General features: G+C 69.5%; 10 protein-coding genes and 1 tRNA gene. 5 read left to right on the top strand and 6 right to left on the bottom strand.

The genetic code is table 11. From position 1 onward, the window contains the following. Nucleotides 1–32: 32 nt before the first annotated feature. From ABD172_RS08185 to ABD172_RS08175, 3 genes are all read right to left on the bottom strand, one after another. Complete coding sequence (locus tag ABD172_RS08185; RefSeq protein ID WP_344308630.1) at nt 33–2,231, bottom strand: MMPL family transporter; 2,199 nt, start codon at nt 2,229–2,231, stop codon at nt 33–35. An 85-nt stretch (nt 2,232–2,316) separates the two neighbouring features. Then, nucleotides 2,317–3,480, bottom strand: coding sequence for a phosphotransferase family protein (locus tag ABD172_RS08180; RefSeq protein ID WP_344308628.1), 1,164 nt, complete (start codon nt 3,478–3,480; stop codon nt 2,317–2,319). Then, a complete protein-coding gene (locus ABD172_RS08175; protein ID WP_344308626.1) occupies nt 3,477–5,174 on the bottom strand; it encodes an AMP-binding protein in 1,698 nt (565 codons plus the stop codon). Before ABD172_RS08175 ends, ABD172_RS08180 begins: the two co-directional genes overlap by 4 nt. Nucleotides 5,175–5,338: 164 nt before the next feature. Between ABD172_RS08175 and ABD172_RS08170 the strand changes: the two genes are divergently transcribed. After that, nucleotides 5,339–5,845, top strand: a complete 507-nt coding sequence (locus tag ABD172_RS08170; protein ID WP_344308624.1) for a PaaI family thioesterase — start codon at nt 5,339–5,341, stop codon at nt 5,843–5,845. Nucleotides 5,846–6,081: 236 nt separating this feature from the next. Here ABD172_RS08170 and ABD172_RS08165 read toward each other — a convergent pair. The 3 genes from ABD172_RS08165 to ABD172_RS08155 form a co-directional block, all read right to left on the bottom strand. Continuing rightward, nucleotides 6,082–6,155 (bottom strand) — tRNA-Asp (locus ABD172_RS08165). Between the two features lie 196 nt (nt 6,156–6,351). After that, a complete protein-coding gene (locus ABD172_RS08160) occupies nt 6,352–7,203 on the bottom strand; it encodes an enoyl-CoA hydratase/isomerase family protein (RefSeq protein WP_344308622.1) in 852 nt (283 codons plus the stop codon). Beyond that, a complete protein-coding gene (locus ABD172_RS08155; protein ID WP_344308620.1) occupies nt 7,200–8,033 on the bottom strand; it encodes an enoyl-CoA hydratase/isomerase family protein in 834 nt (277 codons plus the stop codon). The genes ABD172_RS08160 and ABD172_RS08155 overlap by 4 nt, the downstream gene beginning before the upstream one ends. Before the next feature lie 402 nt (nt 8,034–8,435). Between ABD172_RS08155 and ABD172_RS08150 the strand changes: the two genes are divergently transcribed. From ABD172_RS08150 to ABD172_RS08135, 4 genes are all read left to right on the top strand, one after another. Continuing rightward, nucleotides 8,436–9,728 carry an acyl-CoA dehydrogenase family protein gene (locus tag ABD172_RS08150; RefSeq protein ID WP_344308618.1) on the top strand — a complete coding sequence of 431 codons (1,293 nt, stop codon included), beginning with the start codon at nt 8,436–8,438 and terminating at the stop codon, nt 9,726–9,728. Nucleotide 9,729: 1 nt separating this feature from the next. Further along, entirely contained in the window at nt 9,730–11,064 is a 1,335-nt protein-coding gene (locus ABD172_RS08145) for a TRAP transporter substrate-binding protein (protein ID WP_344308616.1), read from the top strand. A gap of 29 nt (nt 11,065–11,093) precedes the next feature. Further along, complete coding sequence (locus ABD172_RS08140) at nt 11,094–12,563, top strand: phosphotransferase (RefSeq protein WP_344308614.1); 1,470 nt, start codon at nt 11,094–11,096, stop codon at nt 12,561–12,563. 97 nt (nt 12,564–12,660) lie between these two features. Then, entirely contained in the window at nt 12,661–15,093 is a 2,433-nt protein-coding gene (locus tag ABD172_RS08135; RefSeq protein ID WP_344308613.1) for a hypothetical protein, read from the top strand. The last annotated feature ends 226 nt before the right edge of the window (nt 15,094–15,319 follow it).

The raw sequence follows: 15,319 nt of genomic DNA, 5'->3' as shown, positions 1-15,319 counted from the left end.
TTGATCGCGTTGCGGCTGACGGGGCCACCCCCTCAGCCCCTGATCCTCCGGTTCGGCCACCAGATACGCGCCCCGAGGTCGTGCGCGAGTGCGGGAACGAGCACGGATCGCACGAGGAACGTGTCGAGCAGGACGCCGAATGCGACGATGAACGCGAGCTGCGCGAGGAACAGGATCGGGATGACCGCGAGCGCCGCGAACGTCGCCGCGAGCACCACGCCGGCAGAGGTGATGACCCCGCCGGTGATCGCGAGCCCCCGGCTGATCCCCTCCTGCGTCCCGTGCACGAGCGACTCCTCCCGGACCCGCGTCATGAGGAAGATGTTGTAGTCGATCCCGAGAGCCACGAGGAACACGAACCCGTACAGCGGCACCGCCGGATCCGCACCCGGGAACCGCAGGACGTCGTTGAAGACGAGCGCCGACACCCCGAGCGCCGTCCCGAACGACAGCACCGTCGTCGCCACGAGCAGCACCGGCGCGAGCACCGACCGCAGCAGCAGCACGAGGATCACGAGGATCACCGCGAGGACGATCGGGATGATGAGGTTCCGGTCGTGGATCGCGGCGTCGTTCGTGTCGATCGTCGTCGCCGTGACCCCGCCGACGAGCACGTCCGGTGACACCGCGTGCACCTGGGTGCGGATCGCGCGCACCGTCCGTTCCGCATCCGCGGAATCCGCCGCGGAGGCGAGAGTCGCCTGCAGCAGCACGTCACCGCCTGCGACGGTCGGCTCGGCGGGGAAGGCGCCGGGCCCGGCGCCCGGCGCGGCACCTGCGGAGTCGGCGGGCGCCTCGGCCGTGGATCGGCCCGGGTCCTCGGCGGCGAGGACGCTCTCGAGAGGGACGGTGCCGGCCGGAGAATCGGCCGCGGTGACGGCGACCGAATCGATCCCCGCGATGCCGGTGAGCGTCTCACCGACGTCCGCGAGGTCCGCCTCGGGCACGACGAGGTACGTGGGTGAACCCGACCCGCCGGGGAAGTGCGCCCCGAGTGCTTCCTGGCCCTCTCGTGCCTCCGAGGCCCCGAGGACGAGTTCGGACTGGGGGACGCCGCTCGCCTGCAGCTGGGTGACACCGAGCGTGCCGGCGATGAGAAGCAGGGTGGCGCCCATCCACAGTGCGCGGGGGGATCGGCGCACGCCGCCGGCGACCTTCGTCCACAGGCCCCCGGCGGGCCTCCCGTTCTCCGCGGCGACGGCCTCGGGCTCGAACCGCGGGCGGCGCGGCCAGAAGGCGGCGCGCCCGAAGCCGAGGAGGATCGCGGGCAGCAGGGTGAGTGCCGACAGGACGGCGAACGCGATCCCGATCGCCGCGACCGGACCGAGTGTGCTGTTCGACCGGAGGTCACTGAAGAGGAGGCAGAGCAGCCCGGCGATGACGGTGCCGCCCGAGGCGAGGATCGGTTCGAGCGAGGCCCTCCACGCGCGCCCGGTCGCCTCCCACGTGCTCCGGGTGCGGCGCAGTTCCTCCCGGAACCGGGCGACGTAGAGCAGCGCGTAATCGGTGGCCGCGCCGATGACGAGGATGAAGAGGATGCCCTGGGTCTGCCCGCTCAGCAGCAGGGTGCCGGACTTCGCCAACCACCACACGCTCAGCAGCGCGACGCAGAGGGCGCACATGCTCGTCGCGAGGACCGCGATCGGCAGGAGGAACGAGCGGTACACGAGGACGAGGATGACGAGGACCGCCCCGAGTGCGACGAGCAGGAGGAGGCCGTCGATCCCGGCGAAGCCCGCCGCGAGGTCCGCGCTGAACCCCGCGGGCCCGGTGACGAACACCTCGACGTCGTCCGGAAGCCCGTCGCGCAGCGTGGTCGAGAGTTCCTCGACGACCTCGCCCACCTCGGCGTTCGAGTCGATCGGGACGAATGCCTGTGCGGCAAGGCCGTCCTCGGAGGGAATCGCGGGAGAGGCGCCGTCGTGGATCCCCGGCAGGTCCGCCGCCGCACTCATCCGGTCGGAGATCGTGCGCAGGGTCGTGTCGTCGAGCGGCTCCTGCCCGGTGAAGACGACGACCGCGGGAATCGCATCGGCGTCGAGGAAGTCGCTCAGTCGCTCCTGTGTCCGTGTCGATTCCGCGGATTCCGGCAGGTAGAGGGTGCGGTCGTTCGAGGAGACCTCGTCGACCCGCCCGAAGTACGGACCGCCGACGGAGGCGGCTGCCAACCACACGAGGACGAGCACGGCGGGGAGGAGAATCCGGAGCCATCGGGGAACGCGCGCGGCCATGACCGTCCTTCACTCGGGTGCCCGGGGCGGGCAGCAATGAAGGAGAGTCTAGGCCAACCGGGCCTTTTCCGGCCCAATCGGACAATCACGAAGCGATATCGGAGTGCAGCACCTCCCGGGCCTGCTCCGCGAGCGCGGGGACTGCGTCCCAGTCGACCTCGGCGGAGAGATCGAGGTCGGCCATCTGCCCGTTCGCGATCCTGGCGTTCACACCCTCCCGGATCGCCGCGAGCTTCCACATGGCGAAGGCGATGTAGAACGGCAGGTCCACAGGCTCCGACCCTCCGGCTGTGACGTAGCGTTCGATGAGATCCGCGCGGCTCGGCATGCCGTCGGCGTACGTCGGCATCCACACGACCGCGTGATCACGCTGCGTCTCCAGCGTGCAGATGAAGTATCCGAGGTCCGTGAGGACGTCCCCGTACGCCGTGAGTTCCCAGTCGACCACCGCCTTCACCGGTGGCACCTCGGCCGTGTGCGCGAGTGGGCGGGTGCCGAGTGCCGCCGGCCGCGGTCTCGGTGGTGGGGAGAAACCGAAGATGAGGTTGTTCGGTTTGAAGTCGCCGTGAGCGATCCCCGTGCGGGTGCCTGCTGTTCCGGCACCCGGTCCACCCTCCTGCGGCATCCGGGCGACGAGTTCCGCATGGAGCTCGTGCATGATCGGTAGGTCACGGCCCGCGCTCGCCTCGAACTGGAGCATCCACCTGCGCAGTTGCCGTTCGAGCAGTGACCCGGGTTTGCGCAACCACTCGAGTCCGACCGCATCGATGTCGACCGTGTGGATGGCCGCCATGACATCGATCATCCGCAGACCGCATTCCTTCCGCGCCTCCGGGGTGAGGTCCGTGAGGTGGTGCGTCTCGCTCATCGCGGACCCCGGGACGTATTCCATGAGAACGAACGGGCACTCGAGAGGTGCGCCCGCCTCGGCGAGGGCTGCGATCCGCGGGACCGGGACGGGGGTGTTCGCGAGCCCCGCCATGATCCGCCCCTCGCGGACGACGTCGTGCGCGGATCCGCCGGTGTGGCCGAGCGGTGGGCGGCGCAACACGAAGCGTGGTGCACCGTCGACTTCGAGGAGGTACGTGAGGTTCGAGCGGCCCACGGAGAGAGCACGAGCGGTGAATTCTGCGATGCCGAACCGGTCGCGCATCCAGCCGGCGAGGTCGCCCTGGGCGAGGCCCGCCGGGAGCCCGGCGGGCGCCTCGGGCCCGGTGGTTCCCGAGGGCCCGGGGCCGGCGGCGCTCATTCCGGGACTCCTGCGCCGGGCGCCACCGCACCCGGACTCTCCGCGCCCTGCCCCACTGCCACGGATTCCCGCAGATCCCGTTTGAGCACCTTGCCCGTCGGATTGCGGGGGAGTTCGTCACGGAACTCGACGTACTTGGGCTTCTTGAAGGACGCGAGCCGGGTCTTCACATGCGCGACGACCCCGTCGAAGTCGAGGTCCGACCCCTCTCTCCGCACGATCACGGCGCACACGGACTCGCCCCAGATGTCCTCCGGCACCCCGATGACGGCGACGTCGACGACGTCCGGGTGGTCGGCGATGACGTCCTCGACCTCACGGCTGTACACGTTGAGCCCGCCGGTGACGATCATGTCCTTCTTGCGGTCGACGATGTAGAGGACGCCCTCGTCGGTGAACCGGCCGATGTCACCCGTCGCGTACCAACCGTCGTGCATGACCTCCGCGGTCGCCTCGGGGTTCTGCCAGTACCCGAGCATCACCTGGTCCGCGCGCACCTCGATCTCGCCGACCTTCCCGTTCGGAACCGGCTCGCCCATCGGATCCACGACGCGGACCGCCGCGAACGGCGCGACCTTCCCCGCGGCGCTCAGCAGGGTGGATCCGGGTTCGAGTCCGGCGAGGTGCATGTCGTGATCCATCCACACGACGTTCCCCGCGAGCTCCGTCATCCCGAACCCCTGCGTGAATCGCGCGTTCGGGAACAGGTCCATCGACTTCCGCAGCAGGTCCGGGGAGATGCTCGAGGCGCCGTACGCCATCGATCGCAAGGACGAGGTGTCCGTGTCGAGGAGCTCCGGCCGGGCGAGGATGAGCCCGAGCATCGCGGGCGCGATCGACGAGGAGGAGATCCCGAGCTCCGCGATCGTGCGCATGTAGAGCTCCGGTTCGAACTTCCGTTGGAGGACGATTTCCCCGCGGTCGGCGAACCGGGTGTGCGAACCGTACGCCGCGATGTGGCACAGGGGGAACGGGTTGAGGTAGCGGCCACCTTTCGGGGCGTCGACCCCGGCGAGGGAGTTCGCGATCGCCGACACGAGGTTCCGGTGGCTGATCATTGCGCCCTTCGGCCGCCCCGTCGTGCCCGAGGTATAGACGAGCCACGCGAGCGTGTGCTCGCTCAGGTCGGCCCAGGAAGGTGCGTCGTCGGGATGGGCGGTGAGCTGCGAGAACGGCACCGTCTGCAGGTCGCTGAGGTCCCCGTCGGCCGAGGCGCCACCCGGCTGGGTGGAGAGGGGCGCCTCGGCGGTGGTGGTGTTGGAGCCGGCGGCTGCGCCGCCGGTGGCCGGGGCGCTGCTGTCGGCCGGCTCGTCGAGGAGGATGAGGGTGCGCAGGTGGGGCAGTTGTGCGCGGATCGATTCGACGACGGGCCGGTACTCGTCGGAGACCGCGATCGCGTGCGCTCCGGAGTTCTGGAGGATGAACGCGATCTCCGGCGGGGTCAGGCGGTGGTTGACGAAGACGCAGCCCATGCCGGCCATGGGGACGGCGGTCTGGAGCTCGACGATCTCCGCACGGTTGCCCGAGAGGAACGCGATCCGGGACTCCGGTGGGGCGAGGCTGCGCAACGCGTTCGCGATGCGGGTCACGCGATCGGCGAGGGTGCCGTAGTCGAGCACGGTGTCCTCGAAGCGGAGGGCGGGGAGGTGTGGTTCTCTCAGTGCAGCGTTCTCGATGAAATGGCCGAGCAACATGAGGGGGTTTTCCTTTCAGCAGGTCGCCTTTGACCCCGAACGGACGTTCATCACGCTACTTTTAATGCACCGGGCTGTCTATGCAGTCCGAAAGGTGCGGTCTATGAACGAGTACCGACCGACGAACCGAAACGCGATCCGAATCGACGAGGACAGGAGAACGGATGACCGCGGAGACCTCGGCCACCCCGAAGGCGGGGCCGCTCAGCAGGGAACAGCTCACGACGATGAGTGGGCTCGAGATCCTGCGGTACATGCAGGCGAACGCGGCAGAAGCGCAGGAGTCCGGTGCGCAGCTGCCGCCGTCGATCGGCAGACTGCTCGGGATGCGAGTGACCCGCGTCGAGTCCGGCGAGGTCGAGTTCACACTCACGACGGTGCCCGACTTCTCCAACCCGCTCGGCCAGACCCACGGCGGGATCTGCGCGACCCTCGTCGATTCGGCGATGGGGTGCGCGGTCCACACCCTGCTCGAGGCCGGCGTCGGGTACGGCACCGTGGAAATGAAACTCAACTACCTCCGCTCGGTCCCGACGACGGGCACCGTGTTGCGGGCCGTCGGCACCGTCGTCCATGCCGGCCGGTCCACCGCGCTCGCCGAGGGCAAGGTGTTCGACGACCAGGACCGCCTCGTCGCCCACGCCACGGAGACGTGCCTCATCTACCGGTGATGTGAGCGGGGTGCCGCACGATGGCGAGCGGATCTGCAACGGTTTCGACGAGGGCAACCCAAACGGTTTCCGATCCGCGAGAATGCAACCGTTTCGGTTGTCGTGGGTGAATCCGTTGACGGAACAGTTCCGCGAGGCCGACCGGCCGCTCGAGAAACCGCACGATCGGCACCAGCGAACCGGGAAACAAGAACGGAGGGTCGCTTCTCGATGAGAAGCGACCCTCCGCGTTACTGCGACCTCGACGGGACTCGAACCCGCGACCTCCGCCGTGACAGGGCGGCGCGCTAACCAACTGCGCCACGAGGCCTGGTGCTGCCTTCACTCGACTGCGGTGAAGGAACCCGGTACTTCGAAACTTCCGAGTCGCTCATTCGCTTTCGCTCGGCCCGGCGAACCGGACCTGTTTGAGGCAACTGGAACAGCGTACCCGACCCCGAACCCCCGAAGGAAATCGAGAACCCCCGATTTCACCCCGTTCCACCCGAAAGCGAGCAAGCTCACATTCACTCGCCCGTGTACCGCGGCTCCCGCTTCTCGAGGAACGCCGCCACCGACTCCCGGTGGTCCCGCGTCTCCTTGAGATCACGGATCGCCGCCGCGAACCATGTGCCGAACTCCTCCTCCGAGGCGCCCGTCGCGACCTTCCGCAGTCCCTCCTTCGTCCGTCTCACCGCGAGCGGCGGGTTCGCCGCGATCGAGCCCGCGAACCCGAGCGCCGTGTCCATGAGCGCTTCCGGCTCCACGACCTCGAGGACGAGCCCGAGCTTCCACGCCACCGCCGCGTCGACGATGTCACCGGTGAGGAGCAGTCGCATCGCGTTCTGATGCCCGATGATCCGCGCGAGCCGCGCCGACCCGCCCACATCCGGCACGAGCCCCCGCTTCACGAAGATCTCCCCGAACCGCGCCTTCACCGAGGCGATCCGCACATCGCACAGCACCGCGAGTTCCATGCCCCACCCGACGGCGGCGCCGTTCACCGCCGCGATCGTCGGCACATCGGTCTCCAGCAGGGTGCGGGCGAGCGGCGTGAGTCCGCCGAACGAGGTGCGGCGCGGGTTCCCGTCCGCATCGACCGGCTTCGCCGTCATCACCTCCTGCAGGTCGTCCCCCGAGCAGAACGAACGACCTGCTCCCGTGATGACGAGCGCCCGCGCCCGCGTCGTCCGCACGACGAGGTCGATCTCGTCGTAGGTCTCGAACCGCAGCGCATTGTGCTTCTCGGGCCGGTTGATCGTGAGAACCCCGACGTGGTCAGTTTCTGTATATGTCACGTCCTCGAACGGGTGAGCGACGAGCGACCCCTCCGGCTCGCGGCCGGAATCCGCCGAGGCGCCCTGCCTCTCCGCGCTCATCGCGCCTCCTCCACCTCCGGAGCCCGGAACGCCGGCGTCCGCTTCTCGAGGAACGCGCGAACACCCTCCGCGTGATCGTCCGAGGCGAGGCATTCCCGCAGTGCCGCATCGTGCCGCGCGAGGTGCCCGGCCGGATCGAGCAGTGCCGCATAGGTGAGTGCCTTCGTGCGGGAGGCGGCCGAGGGTGAGGCGGCGGACAATCGGCTGGCCGCTTCGACCGCGGTGTCGACCGGATCGGCATCACCCACGTACGTGCTCACGTACCCGAGCGCCTCGGCCTCCTTGCCGGACACCCTCCGGCCGGACAGCTGGAGGTCGAGTGCGGTGGGCAGCCCGACGATGGTGGGGAGCAGGAGCGGGCTCACGCCCATGTCCGGGACGAGCCCGCGATCACCGAAGTTCCACGCGAAGAGTGCGCGGGCCGACGCGATGCGCAGGTCCGCCTGACAGGAGATCTCGACGCCCATCCCGACCGCCGGGCCGTCGACGGCGGCGACGACGGGTTTCGGGAATGCGAGGAAACGCCAGCGGTCGAGCGACATCACGGTGTTCTCCGACCGCGAACGGTCCTCGGGGCTGCGCGATTCGAGGTCGCTCAGGTCGATGCCGGCGCAGAACGCTCCCGGCGTACCGGCGAGAACGAGGGCGCGCACGGATTCCTCGGTCGCGAGCCCGTCGAGGATCGCGTCGAGTGCGTCGAGGTCCTGGTAGCGCAGCGCACCCTTGCGTTCCGGGCGTTCGATCCGCAGGACGACGACACCGGCGGGGCGTGCCTCGAGAGTGAGGGTGTCCGTTTCGAGGCCTGCGAGGGTTTCGGTGGGAACGGTCATGTGCAGCCTCCATCGCCTGCGGTGCCGTGGGCGCGTCCGGCGCACATCGGATGCTCGCTAAATTCCGCCGAACGACTGTTAGTCACGGTAGGTGCCCGAACCGGCCCTGTCTACCATGAAGCCCGCGGCCGGTGCCGGGAGTCCTGCCGAGAATCGGCGAGAATTCGCGCAAGTTCCGGGTTGACACGTGGCGCGCGGCAGAGCAATGTCGAAAGTGCGAACGATCGTTCGGTTAAAAATGAAGCGGCTCCGGTGTTCTCAACGACGAGAGCTCCGACCGCGGATCGACCACGCGCCCCGCACTCCGCGTCACCCCTGCGCACCCGAACGCATCCCCGCCGGTCCGTCCTCACGGTCGGCGGCACCCGCAGCCGACAGCCCTCACGAAAGGCCCCCGCGCTCATGGACTACCGCCTCCCCGAGAAACTCCAGCAGCTTCTGGCCGACCTCGACGCGTTCATCGAGAAGGAGATCCGCCCCCTCGAGAACGAGAACGACAACATCCGGTTCTTCGACCACCGGCGCGAATGGGCGCGGACCGACTGGGACCGCGGTGGCATCCCGTCGCAGGAGTGGGAGGAACTCCTCGCGGAGGCCCGCCGTCGCGCGGACAGGGCGGGCTTCTTCCGCGCCCAGCTCCCGGAGTCCTTCGGCGGGTCCGGCCTCACGAACCTCGATATGGCGGTGATCCGCGACCACCTCGCGAGCCAGGGCCTCGGCCTCCACTGCGACCTGCAGAACGAGCACTGCATCGTCGGCAACAACGTCGGCGTCATGCTCCTCACCAATTACGGGTCGCAGGACCAGATCGACGAGTGGCAGGAAGCCATCGCCGCAGGTGAGGCCCATTTCGCGTTCGGCATCACGGAACCGAACCACGGGTCCGACGCCACGCACATGGAGACGACCGCGACGAAGACGGAGACCGGCTGGGTCATCGACGGCGAGAAGATGTGGAACTCCGGCGTCCACCACGCCGACCGCGATATCGTCTTCGCCCGCACCCACGGCAGTCCCGGCGACGGTGAGGGCATCACCGCGTTCCTCGTCCCCCTCGACGCCCCCGGCGTGGAGATCGCCGAGTACGTGTGGACCTTCAACATGCCGACCGACCACGCCCACGTGAAGTTCCGGAACGTCGAGGTCGACGAGTCCCAGATCTTCGGCGAGTACGGACACGGCCTCCAGATCGTCCAGCACTTCTTCAACGAGAACCGGATCCGCCAGGCCGCCTCGAGCCTCGGGGCGGCCACGTACTGCATCGCCGAGTCCGTCGAGTACGCGAAGGAGCGCAAACCGTTCGGCAAACCCCTGTCGACGAACCAGGCGATCCAGTTCCCGCTCGTCGACCTCCACGCCCGCGAATCGATGCTCCGGTCCTTCGTCCGGGAGACCGCGTGGCTCATGGACCAGGACGGCGCGTTCTCCGTCTCCGACCGCGTCTCCATGGCCAACTACCAGGGCAATCGCCTTGCGTGCGACGCCGCGGACCGGGCCATGCAGACCCACGGCGGCCTCGGCTACTCGCGGAAGAAACCCTTCGAACACATCTACCGTCACCACCGCCGCTACCGCATCACCGAGGGTTCGGACGAGATCCAGATGCGCCGCGTCGCCGGCTACATGTTCGGCTTCATGTCGCAGAAGGCACCCAAGGGCGTCACCGGCACGGCCTACAAAACGCAGGGGAGCTGACATGCGCACGACACGGATCCGCCGAGGCACCACCCGCCCCGGCAGCATCGCCGCATCTCCTCACGGAGGCGCCTCCCACTCCCGAGGCGCCCTCGCGCTGGGTGCCCTCCTCGCCTCGGCGGCCCTCACCGCCTGCGCCGGCGGCGTCGGAGACGCCGCGGACGACGGGGCATCCGGCGGGGGCTACGCATGGGGCGCCGACCAGGCCGCGATCGACGAGGCGATCGCCGACCTCGAACCGGTCGAACTCGTCTTCCAGGCCTCCGCGACGTCCCCGAACTCGGCGATCGCCGAGAGCAACATCGCCTACGCGGAGGCGATCGAGGAGAAGTCCGGTGGGAAGATCTCCGTCGAGATCCTCTACGGCCACCCGATCGCCGGGTACGCGGAGATCTACGACGCGCTCGCCGACGGCCGGGTCGACGTCTCCTACACGAACCCCGCGTACAACCCCGACCTGTTCCCCGCCTTCGACGACCTCGTGTCGCTCACGAGCAACCTGCCGGAATCCCCGATGGCCGGGGAGCTCGTCGCGGTCGCGACGCTCACCGAGATGGCGTGGAACAACGAGAACATCAGGGCCGATTTCGAGGCCGAGGGGCTCTACCCGCTCGTGCCGGTGAACCCGCCGGGCGCGTACTTCTCGCTGTGCAACACACCGGGGTCGACCCTCGCGGACTGGCAGGGTCGCCAGGTGCGAGTGGGGTCGGCGACCCACGACAAGCTCGTGAGCGCGATGGGTGGTACGCCGGTCTCCCTCGAGTACGTCGAGACCTACGAGGCCCTCCAACGCGCCACGATCGACTGCACGATGATCGTCATGAGCGCGGCCCTCGAACAGGGGTACATGGAGGTCGCCCCCAACCTCACGTACACCGGAGCCGGCGCGATCCCCCGCGTTTTCGGGTCCATGCTCGCCGGCCAGAAGGTCGCGAACCTGCCGCTCGCGTACCAGCAGATCGTCTTCGACTCCTGGTACGACTCCCACCTGCTCAGCCTCGAGACCATCCCCACGGACAACATGCGGGCGGTCGAGGAGGCCACCGCGAAGGGTGGGAAGGTCGAGAAACTCGCTCCCGATGCGGTCGCGAAGGTCGAGGAGAACCGGCAGGCCTCGCTCGACGAGGTGCAGTCCGGCGGTCTGCTCGGCGACGACGTGCAGGGCACGATGGACAGCACGATCGAGAAATGGCAGTCGACGGTCGCGGAACTCGGGTACGAGGACGGCGGTGAACTCACCGACATGGACGCGTGGTTCGACCCGGAGACCTTCGACTCGACGCCGTACGTCGATCGGCTGTACGACGACGTCATCTCCGCACACCGGCCGTCATGAGTGGAAGTGCTGTGAGTGGAGGTGCAGGAATGACGAGCGCAGCGACAGTGACGGGACCATCGGCGACGGACACGGCGCCTGCCACCCCGAACCTCACCGACCCCGAGGTGCTCGGGCCCCGACTGGAGAACCGGTTGCGGGCGGTGCTCGGTGGGGGCGCCTCGGTCCGGGATCTGCAGATCCTCACCGGCGGCGCGAGCCGCCTCATGTGGCGGGTCGAGCTCGACCACCCCGAGCACGAGAAGGTGGTGCTGCGCATGCACCACCCCTCGGATGCGAACCCCGAGGACAACGAACGGGAGGCGCGGGTGCTCGCCGCAGCTCATGCGGAGGGGGTGCGCTCGCCGGCGGTCCTCGACTTCGATTCGACGTCCGAGGTGCTCGGTGTGCCCTACGTCGTGCTCTCGTGGGTCGACGGGGAGACGATCGCCCGGAAGGTCCTGCGCGACGAACGGTTCGGTGCTGCGCGGTCGGCGCTCGCCCGGGACCTCGGGGAGGCGATCGCACGGATCCACCACGTGGACCCGCAGACGCTCACGGATGCAGGGGTGCGGTTGCCGCACCTGGACGACCACACGGGGAAGCTCAGGGCGGACCTCGAGGCGTCCGGGATCCCGCGGCCGGCTCTGCGGCTCGCGCTCGCAGAGCTCGATCGCACGGCCCCCGCCGAGGCGCCCGCCGACACCCTCGTCCACGGCGACTTCCGGATGGGGAACCTGATGATCGACGAGGCGGGCCTCGCCGCGGTCCTCGATTGGGAGATCACGCACACGGGGAATCCGCACGAGGACCTCGGGTACGTGTGCATGCGGGCATGGCGGTTCGGTGGTCCCGGGCGGGTCGCGGGCGTCGGTGATGTCGAGGAGTTCCTCACCGCGTACGAGGCGGCCGGCGGCGTTCGCCCATCCGCTGCGGCGCTCACGTGGTGGGAGGCGCGGGCGACCGTGTGGTGGGGCGTCGGCTGTCTGCGACAGATGCAGCGGTCGGTGCCCGGGCACGCGAACGAGCTCGAACTCCTCGCGATCGGCCGGCGGACCGCGGAGCAGGAGTACGACGTGCTCGAACTGCTGTACCCGGACGTGGAGGCGGCGGAGTTCGGCGGTGCCGAGTTCGGCGCCGGCTCTGTGAGTGCTGCAGAAGCCGAAGCCCCCACTCTCTTCACCAACCCCACGGCAGGGGAGTTCCTCGCGGCGCTCGAGAACTATCTCGACACGGACCTCGTGCACGGCACGGGCGAACCGAACCGGTTCAAGGCGCGGGTCGCGAAGAACGCCCTCGGGGTGCTCCGCCGGGAGCAGGAGGCGCGGGCCGCGGCGGACGCGTGGTTCGCCTCGGCGCTCGCGGGGCTCGGGGTCGGTTCGGAAGCGGAGCTCGACGCCCACGTCGCGGGCCTCGCCGACTCCTCGGCGCAGACCCCCGAGGTGAGAGAACTCGTCGCAGTCCTCAAGCGGATGGCCCGCCTCCGCCTCGAGGTGAGCAACCCGAAGTACCTTCGGTAGCGCGAAGGCCGCGCCTTCGTCGGTCCAGCACGCGCGTATCCGGGTCGGCACACGAGAACACCGGACACGCAGCACACGCTCGGTAGGCTCGTGGACCATGAGCCCCCGCACCTCCCTCCGCAGGCCCGAGCTCCCGCGACGCACTACCTCGTATCGTTCCGCTGCCGCGTCGTCCCGGGTCGGTGCAGTGGCCTCGCGGGCAGCCGTCGCAGCGCTCGCCGGAGCGGTGGTGCTCGGGCCGGCGGCCCTCCCGGTGCTCGCCTCCACCCCGGCCGCGAACTCCGCATCCGCGCAGACTTCGGCACCCACCTCGACCCCGGCACCCACCTCGGCCGGGAGCAGCACAGCCGCGGACATGCTCGACGATCTCGCCGCGCAGAGCGCGGCCGGAGATGCTGCCCAGGCCGAGGCCGATGCCCGTTACGCCGAGCACTACGCCACCGCATTCGGCGAGGCGTGGGGAGCCGGCGAAGTGTACATGGATCCGGGCGCCTCGCCGTTCTGGGACGAGAAACAACAGGAGATCGTGCGGCCGATGGTCGAGGAGGCGGAGGCTGCCGGATACACCGTGCGGATCGCGCTCCTGCAGGTCGGCGTCCCCGACGGGCGGGACGGGCGGCCGGCGCTCTCCGGTGAGCACCCGGGCGGCGTGACCCCACTCCTCCTCTCGACCCTCGAACGCTACGCCCGGGCGTCCACCGCGGACGGCCCCGAACTCCTCCTCCTGTGGGACGCCCGGTACGGATACACGTTCCGTGCCGTCGCCGAGGGCGGAACGCTCACCCTCGCTCCGGAACGCGCGGAGTGGTACAGCGACTCGTCGTCCCTCCGGTACACCCCCGTCATCGGTGACTTCTTCCCGAACACCTTCCTCAACGAGGACGTTCCCGGCCCCGGGATCCACCACGCGATCCGCACGTACCTGGGCCGGGGCCTGCCGATCCCCGAGGACGTCGAGGCCGAACCCCGGCTGTACGGCCAGGAGACACCGGGCACCTACGACCTCGACGAGACCGGACCGTGGGCCTTCGTGCGCGCGGCGTTCCTGGGCGCCGTGCTCGTCCTCGTGTTCGTCGGCGGGATCGTGGCTGCACTCTCGGCCTTGGCCGGCTTCCTCCGGGGTCCGTACCGGGCTCGCAAACAGGAGACGACCGAGTCCTCGAACACCGCCCTGCGCGAGCTCTACGATCGGGCGGTCGCGGCCGATAGGGCGCTCTTCTCCTCGAGCGGTCGGTCCGAGGACCTCCGGCAGGCACGCCGTCGCCTGCCGAAACCGTCGGATTCCCACAATCCCGTCGTCTGGGCCGCGTGGGTGCAGCTGCAACGCGAGGCCGACGCCGAACGGTCCGGAGAACCGGCCGCACAGGGCGATTTCTTCCGGCCCGACCTCGAGGCGACGGACTTCTCGTACTGGGACGACCTCGGCGCCGACGTCGAGATCCCGGTGACCGCCGAGTCGCGCGACCTCCTGGCAGGGCTCACCCCGCTCATGCCCTCCTACCTGTCCGCGAGCGGTATCGACACCGGCCTGCCGTACTGGAAGGAGGACTCCTCTCCCTTCGCGTCCTCCGGTATGGGTGCGTTCGGGTCGCTCGCAGCGTCGATCACGGCGATGCCCGCGGGATGGAGGCCGGAGCGCGGCACGGTGAACCCCCGGCAGCTGACCGACGGGAACTCGCGTGCGACCGGGAGCCGGACCGCTGGCGCCTCCCGTGCCACCGGGGCCGCCGGCTCTGGTGGCACGGAGTCGGCGGTGACCACCGGCGGTACTCGCCTCGGCCGAATCGCCGGATGGGGCACGTGGGTCGCCCTCGTTCTCCTCGTCGCGGTCGGTGGTGCGTTCCTCGCGGTCCACAACGCCGAGGAGTCCGCGAAGTCTGCGTCCCCGGCCCATGTGGGTGATTCCCTCGTGGACACGCCGACGAACCCGGATCGCGTCGACGCCGCCCGGGCCGCCATCGCGGACGACGGCGTCTGGGTCGACCCGGTGGCGTACCGACTCGTCACTCCGAAGGAGGAGCAGAAGGTCGCTGATGCGATCGCGGAGGCGGATCTGCCGTACACCTTCTCCGTCGTCTTCTACGCGCCGAGCTTCCAGGACGAGTTCCGCGGTGAGCGGAGTGCCTTCGCTGCCGCCCTCGACATCCCGGAGGACACCGCAGTGCTCTTCGTCGATGCCGACAGCGCCCGGTCCACCACCCTCACCGTCTACTCGCCCCGCTACACCGACTCCGCCCTCACCGGGGACGACGCGATTCCCTACGATCTGTGGGCCCAGAACGACGTCCCACCGGCGACCGCCGCTCTGCGCTGGATGCAGGAGGCCTCGCTCGAGAAGTGGACCGCCGACGGTGGGGACGAACCCACGCCGCTTCCGGTGACGGAACCGGACCATGCACTCATCGGGTCCCCGGAGTTCGTCCCCGCCGTCATGCAGCGCGCGGTCGTCGTCGCCGGTCTCGTCCTCGTCCTCGGGATCGGCATCCCGCTCCTCGTCACCGGGTCGATGCGCCGCAGGAACTCCGTATGAGGTCCGGCAGTCCCGCCGGCACCCGCCAGTCCCGCACTCGAAAGGCCTCCGCATGACACGCACCGGCACGCACCCCACCGGAGCGGAACACGTTCGCGTGACCACCCGCGCCGCACTCGGGATCGCGGGACTCGCCGTCCTCACCGGCGGTCTGACGCTCAATCCCGCCGCACTGCCCGGCACCACCTCCGCCGCACTCGCGGCGCCCGCCCAGGAGGCCAACCCC

The sequence above is a fragment of the Brevibacterium samyangense genome (assembly GCF_039529845.1).
GTDB lineage: Bacteria > Actinomycetota > Actinomycetes > Actinomycetales > Brevibacteriaceae > Brevibacterium > Brevibacterium samyangense.
Note: the sequence above shows the minus strand (reverse complement) of the source record. Positions and strands in the feature narration are given on the sequence as shown.